This is a genomic window from Aeromonas sp. s13 (genome assembly GCF_040907905.1).
GTDB classification, from domain to species: Bacteria; Pseudomonadota; Gammaproteobacteria; order Enterobacterales; family Aeromonadaceae; genus Aeromonas; species Aeromonas veronii.
This window is the reverse complement of sequence record NZ_JBFOCS010000053.1, coordinates 1-17,488: the sequence shown is the minus strand read 5'-3', so window position 1 is coordinate 17,488 and position 17,488 is coordinate 1. Positions and strand designations below refer to the sequence as shown.

The following is a 17,488-nucleotide window of genomic DNA, read 5'->3' as shown; positions in this document are numbered from 1 at the left end:
AGTTCGCTGGCATGATGAGACACAGAACTCATGAGTAAGGACACATTTGCCCAATCCGCCGCCTATCTCAAACAGGCGGTCCCCTTGATGATCAAGTACCAGATCCCCACGACGCCGGACAATTACCACCTGTGGTACAACTATGTCTCGGCCAGCATGCCCGAGCTCAACCAGGCGATTGATCAGGCAGTCAAAATGCAGGGAACCTGCTCACTCACCACCTGCGAGCGGCTCTATCACCAGTATCTGGCCGCTCAGGACGAGAAGCAGATGGAGGCGATGAAACTGAGTCTCGCCGCCATGGCCAACGAGCTAGGCCACTCCATGCAGGACGCCATCTCCGATACCGGCATGTTTCAGGAGATGCTCGACAAGAGTTTTGACAAGCTCAGCCGCATTGATGACGAGGGCTTCAGCCTGGAAGACACCATGGGGATCCTGCGGGAGCTGGTGCGCGAATCGCGGGATGTGCGCATGTCCACCATGCACTTTCGCAACCAGCTCAGCAATGCGGAGAAAGAGATCAAAGAGCTGCGGGCCGCGCTCAACGAGACACGCAAACTGGCCAACGAGGATGCCCTCACCAACCTGCTCAACCGCCGCGCCTTCGATCTGGAACTGGAGGGGTTGATCCGCAGCCAGCACCCCTTCTCGCTGATCCTCGCCGATATCGATCGCTTCAAGAACTTCAACGACGAATATGGGCACCTGCTCGGCGATCAGGTACTGCGCGCCTTCAGCAAACGGCTGCGCGATGCCTGCAAGGAGGGGGTCACCGCCTATCGGCTGGGTGGGGAGGAGTTCGCCATGCTGGTCCCCCATCGCTCGCTGGCGCTGGCCAGACAGATGGCGGAGAGCATGCGCCGCGCCATCGAGCGGATGTCGATTCTGGATCGCAAATCGGGCCGCCGCATTGACCACATCACAGCCTCGTTTGGCGTGGGTGAGTTCAACGGTCAGGAGAGTGCAGACTGTCTGGTCGAACGTACCGACAAGCTGCTCTACAAGGCCAAGGAGCTGGGGCGCAACCGGGTGATGCCGCTCCCTTCCTGATTTAGTCCCCTGCCCGACCGCAATGCCAATGTAAAAAGCCAGTCAGATCAACTGACTGGCTTTTTGGTCTCTCTTGCTCCGACAGGGGCTGTTCATTCCAGCCCCAGTGGAACGCTGCTCAGTGTGAAGGATTACTCCTGCACCTCGCTGACACCTTCGACTTTCACATCAACACGACGATCCGGAGCCAGGCAAACGATCAGCTCACGCTTGGACTTGCTGACGCAGCTGTCGCCGGTAACCGGTGAGGATTTACCACGCCCTTCCACATTGATCTTGGCGGCCGGGATCCCTTTACCAACCAGATAGTTGGCAACGGTCTGGGCACGCTGTTCGGAGAGCTTCTGGTTGTAGGCATCGGAACCGATACGGTCGGTGTGACCAATTACGGTTGCCACGCCATCTTTGGGTCGTGCTTCTTCAATCTGGCTATAGAGGCTATCCAGTGCCTGACTGGCCTCTGGCTTGAGAGTCACCTTGTTGAAGTCAAACAGCACATCGGAGCTCAGGGTGAACTGCTTCTCAACCATCACAGGTGCAGGAGCAGGTTCCGGAGCCGGGGCGGGCGCCACAGGGGCAACCTGACCAAAGCGATAAACCGCTGCCAGTGAGAGCAGGCCGTTATCCATTCTCAAACCGGTATCATCACGACTGCCATACGGGGTGGTGTACTGATACTCCAGGCGAGCAGCCCAGTCGAGGTTGAATGCATACTCGGCACCCAGCGCGCTGACAAAGTTGAACCGGCCATCACCGCCTTTCAGATCACTGTTGGCGGCCGCATAACCGCCGCCGATACGTCCGTACAGGTCGAGGCTATCAGTTACAGGGAAGCCCAGCTTCAATGATAAATGAATAAGTTGGGCCTGAACTTCATCTTGAAACGCTGCGCCCGTGGCTGAGCGGGCATCATATTTGTACTTACCCAGATAATCGTAGCCATATTCGATGCCCAGGTTCTTGTTAAGCTGATAGCCGGCAAATACACCAACCCCAAGAGCATCATTGGTCTCATTGCCGAGGGTAAAGCTGTTGCTTTCATCAATGCCGTAGAAGTTGGACCAACCCAGTTTGGCACCACCATACCAGGTGTTGTCTTGACCGGCAGCCTGGGCATTGGCCGCCAGCAAGCCGGTAACCAACAAGGTAATCAATGATTTTTTCATGTTTGAGCCTCTGCAACTTTATGTAGGAGGAGGTTGATTGATATCACCTCGTCTTATAGGTGCAACCACCCAAAAGCGATCGCAGCATATCAACGTTAGCCTATTTTCAAGTCACTGATATCAATTAACAAAAAACACTCTAACGCAACCACGTTACAAAAACAGCAACAAACGTTTGTTATTTGAACTGGATGTGACGCAAAAAGACGCACAGATGAGGGCTGAAAGGGGAAAAAAGGCCAGCAACATGCTGGCCCGAAGCGATATCAGTGACGAACAAACTCGTAGTGCTGATCGATAAAGTCAGCAACACGCTGGCTCAGTACCTTGTGCACCGTCCTGGTCGGATGGACCTGATCCCAGAACATATGCTCATCGCAGTTGAGAGTCGCTGCTCGCCCTTTTGCCTGCCCGCTCACCACCGCCTGCGCCAGGATCGGGTTACCGGCAATAGCCACTCTTTCGGAGACACTCAAAGCCGGGGTCGCAGCCACCTCGGCAGCGCTGCCGGAGAACGGCTTCCACGTATAGCCGCCACCGTAGCAGGCGTGTTCTGTGTCACTCAGCCCAAACTGCTGGGGATCGCGCATCATCTCGTCAAACTGCTTGTCCACTTCGAACAGCTTCACAATGCCAAGGGGAGCCAGCTCTCGAGTGAGGTTCTGCAACTTCTGGTTGTGGTAGCTGGCCACATGGCGCACCTTCTCCACCACCTTCATGCTGCGGGCTGACGGGGTCTGCCCCAGATCAGGAATGTTGAACAGCAGGATCTGCTGCGCGCCGTTGAGCACCAACCGGTTGGATGCCAGCCGGATGGTATCGATCACCCGATCCGCATCCCGCTCGGTGTTCCAGCCATAGGCCAGATAGTCGTTGGCACCGACCCAGATCACCACCAGATCATCGGGACGGAACTTGTCCTTTTTCAGGAACTGATCGATCTCGTAATCGAGGTTGTTGATCACCTGATATTTGGGATCCCAGGACCAGAAACCGAGCCAGCCATTCAGGGCACCCAGATGGTTATAAGCCACCGCGGTTGCACCGCCTTCCGCCTCGTTGGCCACGACCAGACCGGGAAAACGCTCGTCACCCAACTGCTCCAGCCACACCGGGCCGTTGCTGAAACGCCCGTTGAAGTAAGGTGGGCTGGAGGGGAGATACCCCCGCATCTTTTTGTACATCTTGCCGGTGTCGGAGAGGCTGTCACCAAACATCACGACCCGGGAAAAAGGTTGGCGTCCCTCTGCCGCTTGCGCGGTCAATGCCATTAACCCCAATAAACAAACAAGCCATTTTTTCATATTGTTATGCTCTTCGATTAAGCAGGTGAGACCTGCGGACTTCTCCTCGAGTGGCGACAGGCATGGGAAGAGTCTGCTGCCACTGACTTCTGGTGAAGGCGACAGATTACAGTTCCAGATGAAATCACACATGTTCCGCCACCGATGAAATCGCTTGCGCTCACAAAACAGACAATCACACCAGCCTATTTCTTTCACGCTTGTTTCACGCCCCCCCCGGCACAATGCCCCCATACCAACGACAGGAGTATGAAATGAACAAGGCAAGCGCAAGCGTAATCGGACTGTTGACCCTGATGTCTGTCTCCTCTTTTGCCATGGCGGCCTATACCGGCCCGCAGGAGCAGAACAAGGTTTCCGTTGCTCAACTGAAAGATCTGGCAGATGACAGCTGGGCCACCCTGGAAGGGAAACTGGTCAAGCACCTGGGCGGCGAGAACTATCTGTTCCGCGACGCCAGCGGTGAGGTGGAGGTCGAAGTGGATCAGGATGTGTGGCGTGGCACCGAAGTGGGCCCGGATGATCAGATCCGTATCCGTGGTGAAGTGGACCACAGCTGGAACAAGATCGAAGTGGAAGTCAAAACCCTGGAGAAAGTGGGCGCGGCCCCGCAGACCAAGGGCGGTTTTATCGCCAAATAAGGCCACTTCAACGACGAATTGGCCAGACGTTAAAAGGGCGCTTGATATCAAGCGCCCTTTTGCATGGTTAACCCAGCGTCACCGCTTAACCGGCCCGACTGGCAAAGGTTCTCTTGAACCCCTTCTCGGCCTGATTGACCTTGTAGAGGTAGCGGCGCGCTTCCTCTTTGGGATGTTGCTCGGTCAACACCTGATAGACCGCCTCTGGGGAGAGCCTGTTGATCCGGCCAGGCGCCGCCTTGCGATCGCTGGAGAAGGTATTGAGTACCCCGCCCGCACCACCGTTATAGGCGGAGATCACCGCATAGCGACGGGAGCGCGGATCCTGAATATCCGCCAGATAGACGGTCTGCAACAGGTGCAGATAGGCGGTACCGACATCGATGTTGTAGGCCGGGTTGAACAGCTCCTCCCGCGTCGGCTGGCCGTTCTTGCCCTTGACCCGCACATAGACGTCACGACCGGCAGTGGCCGGGATCACCTGCATCAGGCCATAAGCGTTGGCATGGCTCACCGCATAGGGGTTGAAGCTGCTCTCGGTCTTGATCACCGCATAGATCAGGCTCTCCGGCACGCCGTATTTACGCGACGCTTCCCGGATGATCCCCGCATACTTGTAGCCCCGTCGATCTTCATGGTTGGCCACCATGGGAATATCGACGAAGAAGATGGTGCGAATCCCCAAAGTGCGCTTCTTCATCGCCGTGTTGAGCAGGTAATCGGCATAACGCTCGGCGCGCCAGGAGGCTCGGATTGGCTGGCGCTGATTGTCCAGCACCTGACCATAGAGGAAAGGCTCGCCGCCGGTCAGAATTTCCCGATCGGAGTAAAGATCCACTTCCGCCGGATCGTCCGGCGTCAGCAGGGTCTCGATGATGGCGCGACGCAGATGAGCGCGGGGATCGATGCCCGAGACCGTCTCCACCATGATGTGACCGCTGGAGAAGTCGATGTGGGCCCGGCTCTTGTACTGATCCGTGTATTTGACGTAGTCAAACTTGCCCGCAAACAGCGCCTCCCGCCCCCATATCTCGTTCACGTTATGGGAGAGCGCGCTGATCATGTGTTCAAAACCGCGGATGTCCTTGCCGTTGACCAGATCGTCATCCTCACTCCCGCTGGGCTTGGGGGAAGATGAGCAGGCAGAGAGAAACAGCAGGGTGCACAGCAGCCAAAAAATTCGGCCCATAGGATCCTCAAACCGGGCAGCAGAGCTGCCCATCATTCATTTGCTGCGACTTCAGGAGCGGTCACGCAAGTGTGGCGCCATTCCCGCACCTGTTCACACGTACAACAGCCGGAGAGCTTACTGGGCAGGCGGGGTGTAACCTTCGATCTGCACTTCACCTGCATCAAACAGGTAGCTGACCATCTCTTTTTCCAGCAGTTGGCGATGCTCAAGATTCATCATGTTGAGCTTTTTCTCGTTGATCAGCATCACCTGCTTCTTCTGCCACTCGGCCCAGGCTTCCTTGCTGATGTTGTCAAAAATCCGCTTGCCGAGCTCACCGGGATAGAGTTGGAAATCCAGACCCGGGCCCTCTTTTTTCAGGCGTTGGCAAAATACAGTACGGCTCATGTTGACCTCTATGGTTGTAACTCTGGATAGGCGAGGAGACGGGCCGTGGCGGCCGCCAGCCCCACCTCGGCAGGATGGCGTAAGTTATACCAGAGTCGGTTATCTGCTTCCATGAGCCGCAGCGGCTGCGCCTCATCAATGTCAATCAGCAGCGGCTGAATATCGAGATGGAAGTGGCTGAAGGTATGGCGAAAACCGGCCAGTTCACGATAACCGTGATGGCTCAAGCTGAGGGATGCCAGCAGACCATCCACCTCCGCCAGCGAGGCCACCTGCGGGAAGCAGTAGAGCCCGCCCCAGATCCCCTGCGGCGGCCGCTTCTCCAGCAATAACTCGTCACCATGGCGGATCAACAACATGACGCCATCGCGGGCCGGAATGCTCTTCTTCGGCTTGCTGTTGGGGTAAGCGGTAGGCTTGCCTTGCGACAGCCCCTGGCAATCGGCCCGCACCGGACAGCGATCACAGGCAGGCTTGCTGCGGGTGCAGATTGTGGCCCCGATATCCATCATTGCCTGATTGTATTGCGCCACGCCCAGTTTGGGAGTCAGCCGGATGGCGATCTCCCACAGTTCGTTCTCCACCTGTTTCTGGCCGGGCCAGCCCGGCAGCGCCAGCCAGCGGGTGAGCACCCGCTTCACGTTGCCATCAAGGATTGCGTGGGGCTGACCCAGAGAGAGCGACAACACGGCCCCGGCGGTAGAACGACCAATCCCCGGCAGCGCCATCACCTCGTCAAAGCGCTCGGGAAAGAGACCATGGTGATGATCGCGGATCTGCTGGGCCGCCTTGTGCAGGTTGCGGGCCCGGGCGTAGTAGCCAAGCCCGGTCCAGTGGTGCAGCACCTCATCGACAGGGGCATCGGCCAGCGCCACAACATCGGGGAAGCGCGCCATAAAACGCTGGTAATAGGGGATGACTGTGGCGACCTGGGTCTGCTGCAGCATGATCTCCGAGACCCAGACCCGGTAAGGGGTCTTCTCCTGCTGCCAGGGCAGGGTTTTGCGGCCATGAAGCTCGTACCACTCCAGAACCCGGCTTGCGAAGGTTGATTGATTCACGTTGTTCTCATGTCGTTGATATAAGGGGAACTCTGCGGTTCCTTCGGCTCATCTGGCCTGCGCGGGCATAAAGTCATCCCGCAGCACAGCGCCAACTGTCTGGTGCGGCAGCGTAAGGCCTCGTCACGCCCAAGTCAAAGCCGCGCTGACTGGCGCTGCGGGCAGGTGGTGCTCAGGCAGCAAAGCGGTAACAAAGACGATATACTCGGCCCCACGATTGATGACGGGAGAGACGGTTTGCAGACTTATCTGGTTGGGGGCGCAGTGCGGGATCGCCTGCTGGGATTGCCGCAGGGCGACAGGGATCATCTGGTGGTCGGCGCCACCGTGGAACAGATGCTGGCGCTGGGTTTTACCCAGGTCGGTCGCGACTTTCCCGTGTTTCTTCACCCCAAAACCCAGCAGGAGTATGCCCTCGCCCGTACCGAACGCAAACAGGGTCAGGGCTACACCGGCTTTGTCTGCCACGCCGCCCCCGATGTGACGCTCGAGCAGGATCTGCTGCGCCGGGATCTCACCATCAACGCCATCGCCGAAGATGATCAGGGCCAGCTCCACGATCCCTACGGTGGCATCGAGGATTTGGAAAAGCGGCTGCTGCGCCACGTCTCCCCCGCCTTTTCCGAAGATCCGCTGCGCATCCTGCGGGTCGCCCGCTTCGCCGCCCGCTTCCACGCTCAGGGCTTTACCATAGCGCCGGAAACTCTCTCCCTGATGAGCGAGATGACGGCCGCTGGCGAGCTGGCCCACCTCACGCCGGAGCGAGTCTGGAAGGAGCTGGAGAAGGTGCTGCTGGGGCCGACCCCGCAGATCTTTATCGAGGTGCTGCGCCAGTGCGGCGCCCTCAAGGCGCTGTTCCCCGAAATCGACGCTCTGTTCGGCGTCCCCGCCCCGGCCAAGTGGCACCCGGAGATCGACACCGGCATCCACACCCTGATGGTGCTGGAGCAGGCGTGCCGGATCTCCCCGGAATTGACCGTCCGCTTTGCTGCCCTCTGCCACGACCTTGGCAAGGGAGTGACCCCCAAGGAGTTCTGGCCCAGCCATCACGGTCACGGCCAGAAAGGGCTGCCGCTTATTCGCGCTCTGTGCGAGCGGTTCCGGGTACCCAACGAGTGCCGGGATCTGGCGCTGCTGGTGAGCGATCTGCACACCCACATCCATATCGCCTTTGAGCTCAAGCCCGCCACCCTGCTCAAGGTGTTCGACAAGGCTGATGCCTGGCGTCGCCCCGAGCGCTTTGCCCAGTTGCTGGACGCCTGCCGCGCCGACTTCCACGGCCGTACCGGTTTCGAGGAGCGGGTCTACGCCGAGCCGGACTATGTGGCAGAAGCGCTGGCTGCCGCCCAGGCGGTGCCGGTGAAAGAGATAGTGGCGGCCGGTTACAAGGGAGAAGAGATCAAGGAGCAGCTCGCCAAAAAGCGCACCGATGCCATTAGCCGCATCAAGGATGAGTGGACCTTTATCGAGGAGTAACCTCGGCCCCATAACAGACGGCCGCCCTGATGATGAGCTCCACAAGGAGAGCATCGCCAGGGCGGCCGTTTTGCATCCAGATTGATATGTGAGGGGACGCTAACCCCTGCTGGTGCCGTTATGCCGGACCAATTCGCTCCATCAGGCTCATATGGGATGAGCCATCGTGGCGCTTGAGGTTCTGACGATACTCGAACTGGCGCTGACTCTCCTGCTTGAGCCCCAGCATCAGCGAATAGCACATCGCCAACATGATCACCGAGAAGGGCAGCGCGGCTATGATGCTGGCCGCCTGCAAGGCTGCCAGGCCGCCGGAGACCAGCAGGATAGCGGCAACCAGCCCCTGCCCCAGACCCCATACGGCGCGGTGCAGCACCGGCGGCTCCTGATCACCAATGGAGAGCAGAGTCGTGATGACCAGCGTGCCCGAGTCACTGGAGGTGATGAAGTAGGTGCAGATGAGCAGGGTCAGCACGGCCTTGGCGATCCAGCCGAAGGTATCCCAGTGCAGCAGCTCGACCGTCTTGTAGAGCGCCAGCGTCACATCCTGATTGACCGCAGCGACCACGCCACCACCACCGAACAGCTCCAGATTCATCGCCGTGCCGCCAAACACGGTGAGCCAGAACATGCCTAGCAGCGAGGGTACCAGCAACACACCGAGCACAAACTCGCGGATAGTACGCCCCTTGGAGATGCGGGCGATAAACATGCCGACAAACGGCGCCCAGGCAATCCACCAGCCCCAGTAAAACGCCGTCCAGCTCGACTGCCAGGCCGAGGTGCCGTTAGCCTCGGTGTTGGTCCAGAAGCTCAGTTTGACGATGTTCTGCAGGTAATCACCGATGTTCTGTACATAGGCGTTGAGGATATAGGTGGTCGGCCCCAGCACCAGAAAGAGTGCGAGTACGAACACGCTCAGCCAGATATTGAGCTCGGAGAGAATCTTCACTCCGCGCCCGACCCCGGAGACCGCCGAGAGGGTGGCGATCAGGCTGATGCCGCCAATCAGCCAGAGCTGGTTGGACTGCGATACGTCCATACCGAACATCTGGTTGAGGCCGGTATTCATCTGGGAGACACCCAGTCCAAGGGAAGTCGCCACCCCGAAGACGGTGCCGAACACGGCCAGCACATCGGCCGCATGGCCCCAGAAGCCGTAGATCCGCTCGCCGAGGATAGGGTAAAGCACAGAGCGGATCGCCAGTGGCAACTTGCGCCGATAGCTGAAAAAGGCCAGTGACAGGCCGACGATCACATAGATGGCCCAAGGGTGCAGGCCCCAATGGAAGAAGGTGAGGCGCATAGCGATCTGGGCCGCTTCCGGGGTCATCCCTTCGGTAATGAACGGATTGCCCTGCAGATGGTTCATCGGCTCGGCGATGCTCCAGAACACCAGACCGATACCCATGCCTGCGCTAAAGAGCATGGAGAACCAGGCGAAGTAGCCGAACTCCGGTACCTGGTCGTCGTCACCCAGCCGGATGCTGCCAAAACGGCTGAACATCAGGTAGACAGCGAAGAACAGGAACAGGGCGACCACCAGAATGTAGTACCACTTGAACCCGGCAATAATCTGATCCTTGGCACCGACAAACCAGGCGGCCGCGGTATCGGGAACAAATACGCCAAACAGCAAAAACAGGGTGATCACGGTGAGGGCCGTCATGGCCATAGTCGGGTTGAGGCCTTTCAATAGCCCTTTGCTTGCTCGCATCCAGCCTCCTTAGTCGTTGTTGAAAAAATCTTCGCCCACATGATCACCGGCACCGCCGATGGCGCGATAGACCAGTTTGCCAGCCGCCTGTTCGCGGTGATCCACCAGCGAAACCGAGGGCTGGCCATTCACGGCGTGACGCTTGCCAAGGAAGATGGCCATGGGGACGCCCAGATTGGAGATACCGCTGGTGATCCAGAGGCGGTTGAAGTCGTAAGAGCCACCGATGAACTCCAGCTGAGCCAGACCGGTATCGAGGCCGGTCAGATAGAAGTTCATGGCACTTTCGTCAGGAAAGAGGTGCACCAGCACATAGGCGTAGCGCAATTCATTCACCAACTCCTTTAGGTTGAAAGTACCTGTCTCACTGCAAGAGAGGGGTAACTCACCATCATAGTGGTGTACCTTTAGGTTGTTCGGGTCTTCATCATAGGCAGGCTGATAGCGCACAAAAGCCGAGGTATCCGGCAGTTCATAGCGCACTCTGACCACACGTAACTCGGCCACCAGAGACTTGATATCCAGCTCGTCATTCATCATTTCGCTCCTCAAATGTCAGGGTGAATTCCGTGAAATGCCCGTCAACCTAACACAAAATTAGTTAGAGCAGAAATTATTACAGCAAAAACCATATTGACCTTGAGACGAATTAGGCGGAAAATTTTGCCCCTCTCCATAGCCCTCCAATGACGCACACCCCATGGAAAAACATGATGAAGTGCTGGTCGCCCTGCGCCAGATTATTCGTGCCATCGACATGCACTCCAGGCGCTTAATCAAAGAAGCCGGGCTCACCTCTCCGCAACTTTTGCTGCTCAAGGGGATCGACGAGTTGGGACAGATCTCCATGCGCCAGCTGGCCGATCACACCAACATGAGCCAGGCCACCGCCACCACCATCATGGACCGATTGGAGAGCCGTCAACTGGTGCAGCGCGTTCGCAGCAATACCGACAAGCGCAAGGTTCACGCGACACTGACTGACGCAGGCCGCGCCCTGCTGGCTCAGGCCCCGACCCCGCTGCAAGAGCGCTTCATTCAGCGTTTTCAGGCACTGGAAGCGTGGGAGCAGACGCTGCTGCTCTCTTCCCTGCAACGCATCTCCGCCATGATGAATGCAGACGAAATCGACGCAGCCCCGGTGCTGAGCGTCAGACCCCTCACCGAAGAGCAGGCATAAGCTGCTGAACAATTTCAGGCATAAAAAAAGCTCCCGAAAGGGAGCTTTGTTCTATCAGGGGTCGTAGAGGATTACTCTTCCAAGCTGATCCCGATATTGGAGACGCCATCCTGAGAGGCGAATGCTCTGATGGCCAGGATACGATCGCTGTCGCGCTCATGGGCAACCCGCTTGAGTAGTTCGACCTGAAACTCCAGTTCGGCTTCCATGTACTCGTGCTCGTAGAGCTCTTCTTCGGTCAGATCCCGCTCTTCCAGCAGCTCGATAAAACCGGCCACGGTACCGACTGAGGCATGACTGGCATCGTTGGCCTCTTCGCCAACCCGGCAGATCACCGAGTTATAGGCACAGCCCAGCGCAACACAGGCATCCAGCGCGGGATAGGCTCCGTAGGATTCAAACTTGCGGGGATCCGGAATGTGAGACTCAAACTCTTCGAGAATGGCACCCAGATTGACCCGGGATCCCTTGACGGTGAGGTAGACCCACATCTGATCCAGCGCATGCCGGAAAGCGCCAGCATTGCCAAAGCCGGAAGCCTGACAGAACAGGGCATAGTTGGGGTACATGCGCTCTGCCAGCGCCAGGGTGTAGACGGTCTGTTGCCAAGGCTGTAGCTCGGCCAGTCGCTTATAAAACTTGTCACCAAACACTGGAGTCGGATCCTTTGCAAAATGTGGGGCAGATTGTAGCCCACGAGGGGCGCGGCGAAAACGAAAAAGCGCCCTGGTCGGCTATGTTGCGATATGAAGTCAGGTAAGATGGGTCGAGAGCGGCATCTTGTTGCGCCGCAAATTCTGATAAGGAACAAGAGTATGAGCCAACGTACCCTTCTTTTGCTCAGCCAGGATAATGCTCACTACGAACGGCTGCTCAAGGCCGCCAATCTCCCCCATCTGCGCATTCTACGAGCCGATAACCAGAGCGATGCCGAGAAGCTGATCGGCGAAGCCCATATTCTGATGGCCGAACCAGCCCGTGCCAAACCGCTGCTGCCCAAAGCCAACAAGCTGAGCTGGTTCCAGTCCACCTATGCGGGAGTCGATGTGCTGCTCGACCCTGATAGTCGCCGTGATTATCAGCTCACCAATGTGCGCGGCATCTTCGGCCCGCTGATGAGCGAGTATGTCTTTGGTCATCTGCTCAGCCTGATGCGCCAAATCCCCCTTTATCGGGAGCAGCAGAAACAGCGACTGTGGCAAAGCCACCCCTATCAGGGCCTCAAGGGGCGCACCATGCTGATCCTGGGGACCGGCAGCATTGGTCAGCATATTGCCCACACCGGCAAACATTTTGGCATGAAGGTGCTGGGCATCAGCCGCAGCGGTCGGGAGCGGGCCGGGTTTGATCAGGTTTATCAGCTACCTGCGCTCAACAAGATGCTGGCGCAGACCGATGTCATCGTCAGCGTGCTGCCAGCCACCCGCGATACCCGTCATCTGTTCAATGCCGCCCGCTTCGAACACTGCAAACCGGGCGCCATCCTGTTCAACGTCGGTCGTGGCAGCGCCGTGCACTCGGGCGATTTGCTCACCGCACTGCGTACCGGCAAGCTGGCGATGGCGGTGCTGGATGTGTTCGAGCAGGAGCCGCTGCCTGCCGACAGTCCACTGTGGGGCCAACCCAACCTCATCGTCACCCCCCACAACAGCGCCTACAGCTTCCCGGATGATGTAGCCCAGATCTTTGTGCGCAACTACATCCGCTTTATCGATGGCCAGCCACTGGATGGCAAAATCGACTTCGACAAGGGTTACTGACCTCACTGCGCATGTAAAAAGGCCCCACCAATCTGGCGGGGCCTTTCATTTCAGGCGGTGACAACCGGAATCAACCCGCAGCCAGCTCCTTGCGGTAGCTCTTCACCTTGGCAAGGAACTGACGACGCTCCTTGCCGCTGAGCGGTTCAGCCATCGGCAGCTTGGCGGTCATGGCATTGACCGGGCGGTTGTTGATCCGCAGCTCGTAGTGCAGGTGAGCACCGGTCGAGCGACCTGTGTTGCCGGAGAGGCCGATCTTGTCGCCCATCTTCACTCGCTGACCGGTTTTGACCAGCAGCTTGCTCAGGTGCAGATAACGGGTAGAGAGAGTACGGCCATGCTTGATGACGATATAGGTGCCCGCCAGCGGGTGGCTGGTTGCCTTCTGGACGACGCCATCGCCGGTCGCCAGCACTGGCGTGCCCACCGGCACTGCGAAGTCGGTGCCCTCGTGAGGACGCACCATACCGGTTACCGGATGTTTGCGCGCCGGGTTGAAATTGGAGCTGATCCGATAGCGGCTGTGGGTCGGGTAGCGGCGGAATCCGCGCTCCAGACTGTTGCCCTGACCGTCGTAATAGTTGCCGTCATCGGAGAGCCAGGCCGACACCGTCTTGCCCTGGCTGGTCACTTCCACACCCAGCAGCTGGCTGTTGCCAGTGCTCTTGCCTTCCACCGTCTCCTGGCGTACCAGCACTTTGAACTTGTCGCCCTTCTGCAGATCCTTGGCGAAATTCATTCGCCACTGGAACAGGTTGGCAATTTTCTGGATATGGTTGGCCGGAATCCCCGCATTGCGGGCACTGACATAGAAGCTGCCGTTGATCACGCCGTTGTAACGCTGCGGTTGCCACTCGACCTTCTCATTGATCATGGAGGCGGTATAGGCATCATCGCTGCGTGCCATCACCAGCGTCTGCTTGATGTTCAGGCGGATTTTGAGTTGCTGCAGGATGTTGTCCTGATCGATCAGCAGCTCGATATTCTGGCCCGGCTTGAGGCGCGCCAGATAGTTCTTGTTATCGGCGTCCAGCACCTTGTAGAGGGTGGTGGTGGAGAGACCGAGATTGTTAAAAATGGCGGTCAGGTTTTCGCCGTTGCGGACCCGGTAATCCTGCCACTGGGGGGTGGTGTCAACCGGGATGTCGTCATCCGGCGCACTCTGATCAACCAGTTCGTGATCGGGGATTTCGTTAAAGTCGGTGTTGTTTTCGTTGGTTGCCGTACCTGCGGTATCAATGGGCAACTCAAGACGCAGCGGCCGCTCAAGGATGTCACCCGGAGCTGGCAATAATGCCACTGCTGACAGGGTCATGGCCGTCAGCATCAGCATGGCGTAAAAGTGTTTGCGGGGAACCGGTGGTTCCCAATTGGCAGCCTGTACTACCAAGGGACGGAGACGTTTCATCCGCTATCCTGTATTTAGATCTAAAGAGTGTGAGTTGTGATGTCAGTTGTGACAAAACCGTATAAAACTGTTTGTTGGACACAAATAGTTACAAATAGTTCATCACAATCTGCATGAACCTCACATTTTATGCATAACCCGCCCGGATGGGCAGAAATGATCGTCTTTTTTAACCATTTTTTCCTATTTTTAAGAACCGGGTCGGATTCGATACTGAATAGAAACCTGAAATGTTGCGATAACTTTTCCATGGAGTGGATATGTCGTTAGCAAAACTGTTAATCAGAATAATTGTCGTCCTGTTCCTGATCGGTGCAGCGCTGCTGTTTGCACTGGAAGTCACGACGGTCCGCCAATCCATCCTCGACCAGATGTCAGCCAACCTGGAAACCGCCATCACCGCTCTCGGGCTGGTGCTGCAAGGAACCCTGCTCAATGACGACAATGTACTGGCCGAGACCATCGTCAATGCCATGTTCGATGGCGGTTTCGTCAGCTCGGTCATTCTGGTGGATCCGGATGGTCAGGTGCTGTTTCAGAAGGTCTTCCACTCTACCCAGCAAAATGTCCCCGGCTGGCTTCCCTCGGTTATCGGCATGCCGCCCGTCAAAATTGAGCAAGAGTTGACCGATGGCTGGCGTATGCTGGGCACTCTGACCCTTGAGGGGCATAGCGGCTACGCCTATCAGCATCTGTGGAATGCCATCAGTCGCACCGGTCTGGCGCTGCTGGCGGGCCTCGTCGTATTTACCCTGATCATCTCCCTGGTGTGCCAACGCCTGCTGCAGCCCCTAGAGCAGATCAACCTGCAGTTGATCCGTATCCGCAAACACCAGTTCAACAGCACCTTGCCCACTCCCTGGTTGCAAGACCTCAAAGAAGTGGCACTTTCCATCAACCAATTGGTTTCCGAACGCAAACGGGATCTGCTGCAACAACGACTCAAAATCACCCAGCTGGGAAAACAGCTGCCACTGACGCCCCCACAGCCGCTGCAAGGAGTGAGCCCGCTGCCGGAAGGTGGGCAACTGCAAAAATTTGTCTCCACACAAGGGGAGATCGCCCTCTATCAGCGTTTCTTGCCCAGTCAGCCCCTCGGTGCCGACAGCGATCTCGCAACCATCCAGAGCGCCCTGCAACAGTGGCAGCACTCTCATATAGAGGGGATCTTGCTGCCCCTCTCCCTGCTCAATCACCCGCAATGGTCCGAGATCGCCCCTCTGCTAAGCCAGGGCCGCGGCAAAACACTGGATTGGCGCTGGGATGTGGTCACCTTTCCCGCCCACGGCCAAGCCACATTGGCTGCGTTGCAGGAACAGGGGTGTGAGCTCGCCTTCAGCGCCATTCCCCTCAATGCGGATACCTTCAATCAACTTGACCCGCTCAATCCCATCTTTATCAGCTGTCAGCTGACCGATGCGCCGCTTTACTGGAATCTGCTCTCCCAAACCATGCATGCCGCCGGTTATACCCTGCTGGCAGAATCGGGAGAGTGCCGCGACATCGACAAACTGCGGACCTGGGGTATCGATGGTTATGCCAAGGAGGCGCAATCATGAAAAGGCTCGCCATGCTGTTGCCCCTGCTGTGGCAACCCGGCCTGATGGCTGAAACCGTGACTATCACCACCGGGGGTGAGCAGGGGATTTATCACCAGATAACCAAAGAGTTTTGCCGTCTGGCCCATGAGGTCGACGAGCAACTTGCGTGCACACTGCAGAGCTCATCGGGTTCAATAGAAAACCTGACGCGGCTGAAGAGTAGCGAGACCTCCTACGCCATGGTGCAGTCAGACTGGCTGTATCAGGCAAGCCAGGGCTTGGGCCCTTTTGCCACGCAGCCGCAACCTGAGCTGCGTGCCCTGTTTGCCACCCATGCCGAGCCCTTCACCATAGTGATCCGTGCCGATGGCGATATCACTTCACTGGAACAGCTCAAGCTCGCCCCCATCGACATGGGGTTGAAGAACTCGGGAACCCGCCAGACGGCGCTGGCCCTGTTCAACATCTTGGGAGCGAAAGAGCAGGATCTCGATCTGAAGAGCATGGCCAACCTGCCGGATGCGCTCTGTAGCAAGCAGATCGATGCATTTGCACTTGTGATGGGACACCCTAACCGGATTGTGCTCGACACGGCCAAACGTTGCGCGGTCAGTTTCCTCCCCATCGATGGGGCCACCCGGGGTCAGCTACTCAAGGGGGTCAAATATTACCAACGCAGTCAGGTGCCTGCCCGCATCTACCCCGGCAATCTGAAGGCGACGCCCACCTTTGCCATTGCCGCCACCCTGGTTACCAATGCCACCATGCCGGAAGAGTCTGTCTATCGTCTGACCAAGGCCATGCTGACCCAGCAGACCAAGTTCAATGAGCAAACTTATGGCTACGCCAATATGTTTCACCGGGCACGCAATAAAACCGGCCCGGTGCTGAGTATTGAGCAGCATCCGGGCGCGGCTAAATATTTCGAGGAGCTGAAGGCGGCGGGCAAGCTATAGCTGACGGCGGGGAGAGCGCAGTTGCTCGCTGGAGAAACGGGTCTTCATCGATGTCCACTGAGCCAACCGATCGGCACTCCCCGCCAGCGTCCCTTCCCGCCGTGACTTCATGATCCAGATGCTTTTGGCATCGAAACTGTAAACGGGAATGAGATCGGTACGCTTGCTGCCTGGCAGGATCCGGCTGTTGATGTTGTCGAGCACCAGTGGATCAGCCTTGGGCGTAGGGAAGTAGAGCGTCACCATGTGGAACTGGTTGTAACGCACAGCCTTGACGTAGGCCAGTCGCAGCTTCTTCTCATCCACCCCCAGCTCCATCAGGGTGTAGTACTTGGAAATGCTGTAATCCTCGCAATCCCCACCTCGGGCACCGATGAACTCCAGCGGATTAGCCCAGTAATCCTCATCTCCCCACAGCTTGGGGTCTTCACTGTAGGTGAGATTGTTGAAGTAGTTGTTCACCAGCTCGATCTTCTGCTGGTCGGTTGTACCCGCTCTGGGGGTGAGCAAGCGAGAAAATGCCTCGGCCCGCTGGATGGCCCGGCCACCATACACTTCCTGCAGCTTGGCCCGCAGGTCCGGACTGGCAATATATTCGGAAAGACGCGAAGCCTGCACGTTGGCGCAACATAGCGCCAACGTGCAG

17 protein-coding genes are annotated in these 17,488 nt (G+C 57.7%); 7 read left to right on the top strand and 10 right to left on the bottom strand.

The annotated features are described in order from the left end of the window. Positions 1 to 30 precede the first annotated feature (30 nt). Positions 31 to 1,053, top strand: coding sequence for a GGDEF domain-containing protein (locus tag AB5Y82_RS09380; RefSeq protein WP_019445736.1), 1,023 nt, complete (start codon positions 31 to 33; stop codon positions 1,051 to 1,053). A gap of 131 nt (positions 1,054 to 1,184) precedes the next feature. Here the strand turns inward: AB5Y82_RS09380 and ompA are convergent, their stop codons facing one another. Continuing rightward, positions 1,185 to 2,219 (bottom strand): porin OmpA, encoded by a 1,035-nt coding sequence (gene ompA / locus AB5Y82_RS09375; RefSeq protein WP_368173899.1) that lies wholly within the window; start codon positions 2,217 to 2,219, stop codon positions 1,185 to 1,187. A gap of 266 nt (positions 2,220 to 2,485) precedes the next feature. Continuing rightward, complete coding sequence (locus AB5Y82_RS09370; protein WP_042081581.1) at positions 2,486 to 3,523, bottom strand: SGNH/GDSL hydrolase family protein; 1,038 nt, start codon at positions 3,521 to 3,523, stop codon at positions 2,486 to 2,488. Between the two features lie 254 nt (positions 3,524 to 3,777). Here AB5Y82_RS09370 and AB5Y82_RS09365 point away from each other — a divergent pair, with 254 nt between their 5' ends. Further along, positions 3,778 to 4,164, top strand: coding sequence for a YgiW/YdeI family stress tolerance OB fold protein (locus AB5Y82_RS09365; protein ID WP_111900240.1), 387 nt, complete (start codon positions 3,778 to 3,780; stop codon positions 4,162 to 4,164). A gap of 85 nt (positions 4,165 to 4,249) precedes the next feature. Here the strand turns inward: AB5Y82_RS09365 and mltC are convergent, their stop codons facing one another. The 3 genes from mltC to mutY all read right to left on the bottom strand — a co-directional run bounded on the left by mltC (position 4,250) and on the right by mutY (position 6,804). After that, a complete protein-coding gene (gene mltC / locus AB5Y82_RS09360; protein ID WP_111900269.1) occupies positions 4,250 to 5,353 on the bottom strand; it encodes a membrane-bound lytic murein transglycosylase MltC in 1,104 nt (367 codons plus the stop codon). Between the two features lie 117 nt (positions 5,354 to 5,470). Then, entirely contained in the window at positions 5,471 to 5,743 is a 273-nt protein-coding gene (locus AB5Y82_RS09355; protein WP_005335828.1) for an oxidative damage protection protein, read from the bottom strand. 8 nt (positions 5,744 to 5,751) lie between these two features. After that, a complete protein-coding gene (gene mutY, locus AB5Y82_RS09350; protein WP_111900241.1) occupies positions 5,752 to 6,804 on the bottom strand; it encodes an A/G-specific adenine glycosylase in 1,053 nt (350 codons plus the stop codon). A gap of 237 nt (positions 6,805 to 7,041) precedes the next feature. Between mutY and AB5Y82_RS09345 the strand changes: the two genes are divergently transcribed. Further along, on the top strand, positions 7,042 to 8,280 hold the full coding sequence (locus AB5Y82_RS09345) for a multifunctional CCA addition/repair protein (RefSeq protein ID WP_111900242.1): 1,239 nt from the start codon (positions 7,042 to 7,044) through the stop codon (positions 8,278 to 8,280). A 118-nt stretch (positions 8,281 to 8,398) separates the two neighbouring features. Here AB5Y82_RS09345 and AB5Y82_RS09340 read toward each other — a convergent pair whose 3' ends face one another. Both AB5Y82_RS09340 and AB5Y82_RS09335 read right to left on the bottom strand, forming a co-directional pair. Then, positions 8,399 to 9,997 carry a BCCT family transporter gene (locus AB5Y82_RS09340; protein ID WP_005363036.1) on the bottom strand — a complete coding sequence of 533 codons (1,599 nt, stop codon included), beginning with the start codon at positions 9,995 to 9,997 and terminating at the stop codon, positions 8,399 to 8,401. Between the two features lie 9 nt (positions 9,998 to 10,006). Continuing rightward, entirely contained in the window at positions 10,007 to 10,534 is a 528-nt protein-coding gene (locus AB5Y82_RS09335) for a hypothetical protein (RefSeq protein WP_005335836.1), read from the bottom strand. Positions 10,535 to 10,697: 163 nt separating this feature from the next. On the opposite strand from AB5Y82_RS09335, the gene AB5Y82_RS09330 reads away from it, so the two are divergent. Continuing rightward, positions 10,698 to 11,177 carry a MarR family winged helix-turn-helix transcriptional regulator gene (locus tag AB5Y82_RS09330; protein ID WP_021231719.1) on the top strand — a complete coding sequence of 160 codons (480 nt, stop codon included), beginning with the start codon at positions 10,698 to 10,700 and terminating at the stop codon, positions 11,175 to 11,177. A gap of 71 nt (positions 11,178 to 11,248) precedes the next feature. On the opposite strand, the gene AB5Y82_RS09325 is transcribed toward AB5Y82_RS09330, so the two are convergent. Next, the gene (locus AB5Y82_RS09325; RefSeq protein ID WP_021231718.1) at positions 11,249 to 11,830 is read right to left on the bottom strand and encodes a YjaG family protein; all 582 of its coding nucleotides are present in this window, start codon (positions 11,828 to 11,830) and stop codon (positions 11,249 to 11,251) included. A 162-nt stretch (positions 11,831 to 11,992) separates the two neighbouring features. On the opposite strand from AB5Y82_RS09325, the gene AB5Y82_RS09320 reads away from it, so the two are divergent. Further along, positions 11,993 to 12,937 (top strand): D-2-hydroxyacid dehydrogenase, encoded by a 945-nt coding sequence (locus AB5Y82_RS09320; protein ID WP_368173898.1) that lies wholly within the window; start codon positions 11,993 to 11,995, stop codon positions 12,935 to 12,937. A 70-nt stretch (positions 12,938 to 13,007) separates the two neighbouring features. Here AB5Y82_RS09320 and mepM read toward each other — a convergent pair whose 3' ends face one another. Next, complete coding sequence (gene mepM, locus AB5Y82_RS09315; RefSeq protein ID WP_042081590.1) at positions 13,008 to 14,345, bottom strand: murein DD-endopeptidase MepM; 1,338 nt, start codon at positions 14,343 to 14,345, stop codon at positions 13,008 to 13,010. Positions 14,346 to 14,605: 260 nt separating this feature from the next. Here mepM and AB5Y82_RS09310 point away from each other — a divergent pair, with 260 nt between their 5' ends. Both AB5Y82_RS09310 and AB5Y82_RS09305 read left to right on the top strand, forming a co-directional pair. Then, positions 14,606 to 15,904 (top strand): LapD/MoxY N-terminal periplasmic domain-containing protein, encoded by a 1,299-nt coding sequence (locus AB5Y82_RS09310; protein WP_368173897.1) that lies wholly within the window; start codon positions 14,606 to 14,608, stop codon positions 15,902 to 15,904. Next, positions 15,901 to 16,842, top strand: a complete 942-nt coding sequence (locus AB5Y82_RS09305; protein ID WP_368173896.1) for a TAXI family TRAP transporter solute-binding subunit — start codon at positions 15,901 to 15,903, stop codon at positions 16,840 to 16,842. Before AB5Y82_RS09310 ends, AB5Y82_RS09305 begins: the two co-directional genes overlap by 4 nt. On the opposite strand, the gene AB5Y82_RS09300 is transcribed toward AB5Y82_RS09305, so the two are convergent. Continuing rightward, positions 16,837 to 17,488: transglutaminase-like cysteine peptidase (locus AB5Y82_RS09300; RefSeq protein ID WP_368173895.1), on the bottom strand; the 652-nt coding region annotated here is incomplete at its 5' end. The genes AB5Y82_RS09305 and AB5Y82_RS09300 overlap by 6 nt on opposite strands.

What these genes read in the sequence shown, in the direction of transcription:
- AB5Y82_RS09370 (WP_042081581.1), bottom strand. Translation starts at nt 3,523, where the DNA reads ATGAAAAAATGGCTTGTTTGTTTATTGGGGTTAATGGCATTGACCGCG.
- AB5Y82_RS09340 (WP_005363036.1), bottom strand. Translation starts at nt 9,997, where the DNA reads ATGCGAGCAAGCAAAGGGCTATTGAAAGGCCTCAACCCGACTATGGCC.
- AB5Y82_RS09335 (WP_005335836.1), bottom strand. Translation starts at nt 10,534, where the DNA reads ATGAATGACGAGCTGGATATCAAGTCTCTGGTGGCCGAGTTACGTGTG.
- AB5Y82_RS09310 (WP_368173897.1), top strand. Translation starts at nt 14,606, where the DNA reads ATGTCGTTAGCAAAACTGTTAATCAGAATAATTGTCGTCCTGTTCCTG.
- AB5Y82_RS09320 (WP_368173898.1), top strand. Translation starts at nt 11,993, where the DNA reads ATGAGCCAACGTACCCTTCTTTTGCTCAGCCAGGATAATGCTCACTAC.
- mltC (WP_111900269.1), bottom strand. Translation starts at nt 5,353, where the DNA reads ATGGGCCGAATTTTTTGGCTGCTGTGCACCCTGCTGTTTCTCTCTGCC.
- AB5Y82_RS09380 (WP_019445736.1), top strand. Translation starts at nt 31, where the DNA reads ATGAGTAAGGACACATTTGCCCAATCCGCCGCCTATCTCAAACAGGCG.
- AB5Y82_RS09365 (WP_111900240.1), top strand. Translation starts at nt 3,778, where the DNA reads ATGAACAAGGCAAGCGCAAGCGTAATCGGACTGTTGACCCTGATGTCT.
- AB5Y82_RS09330 (WP_021231719.1), top strand. Translation starts at nt 10,698, where the DNA reads ATGGAAAAACATGATGAAGTGCTGGTCGCCCTGCGCCAGATTATTCGT.
- mepM (WP_042081590.1), bottom strand. Translation starts at nt 14,345, where the DNA reads ATGAAACGTCTCCGTCCCTTGGTAGTACAGGCTGCCAATTGGGAACCA.
- AB5Y82_RS09355 (WP_005335828.1), bottom strand. Translation starts at nt 5,743, where the DNA reads ATGAGCCGTACTGTATTTTGCCAACGCCTGAAAAAAGAGGGCCCGGGT.
- ompA (WP_368173899.1), bottom strand. Translation starts at nt 2,219, where the DNA reads ATGAAAAAATCATTGATTACCTTGTTGGTTACCGGCTTGCTGGCGGCC.
- AB5Y82_RS09305 (WP_368173896.1), top strand. Translation starts at nt 15,901, where the DNA reads ATGAAAAGGCTCGCCATGCTGTTGCCCCTGCTGTGGCAACCCGGCCTG.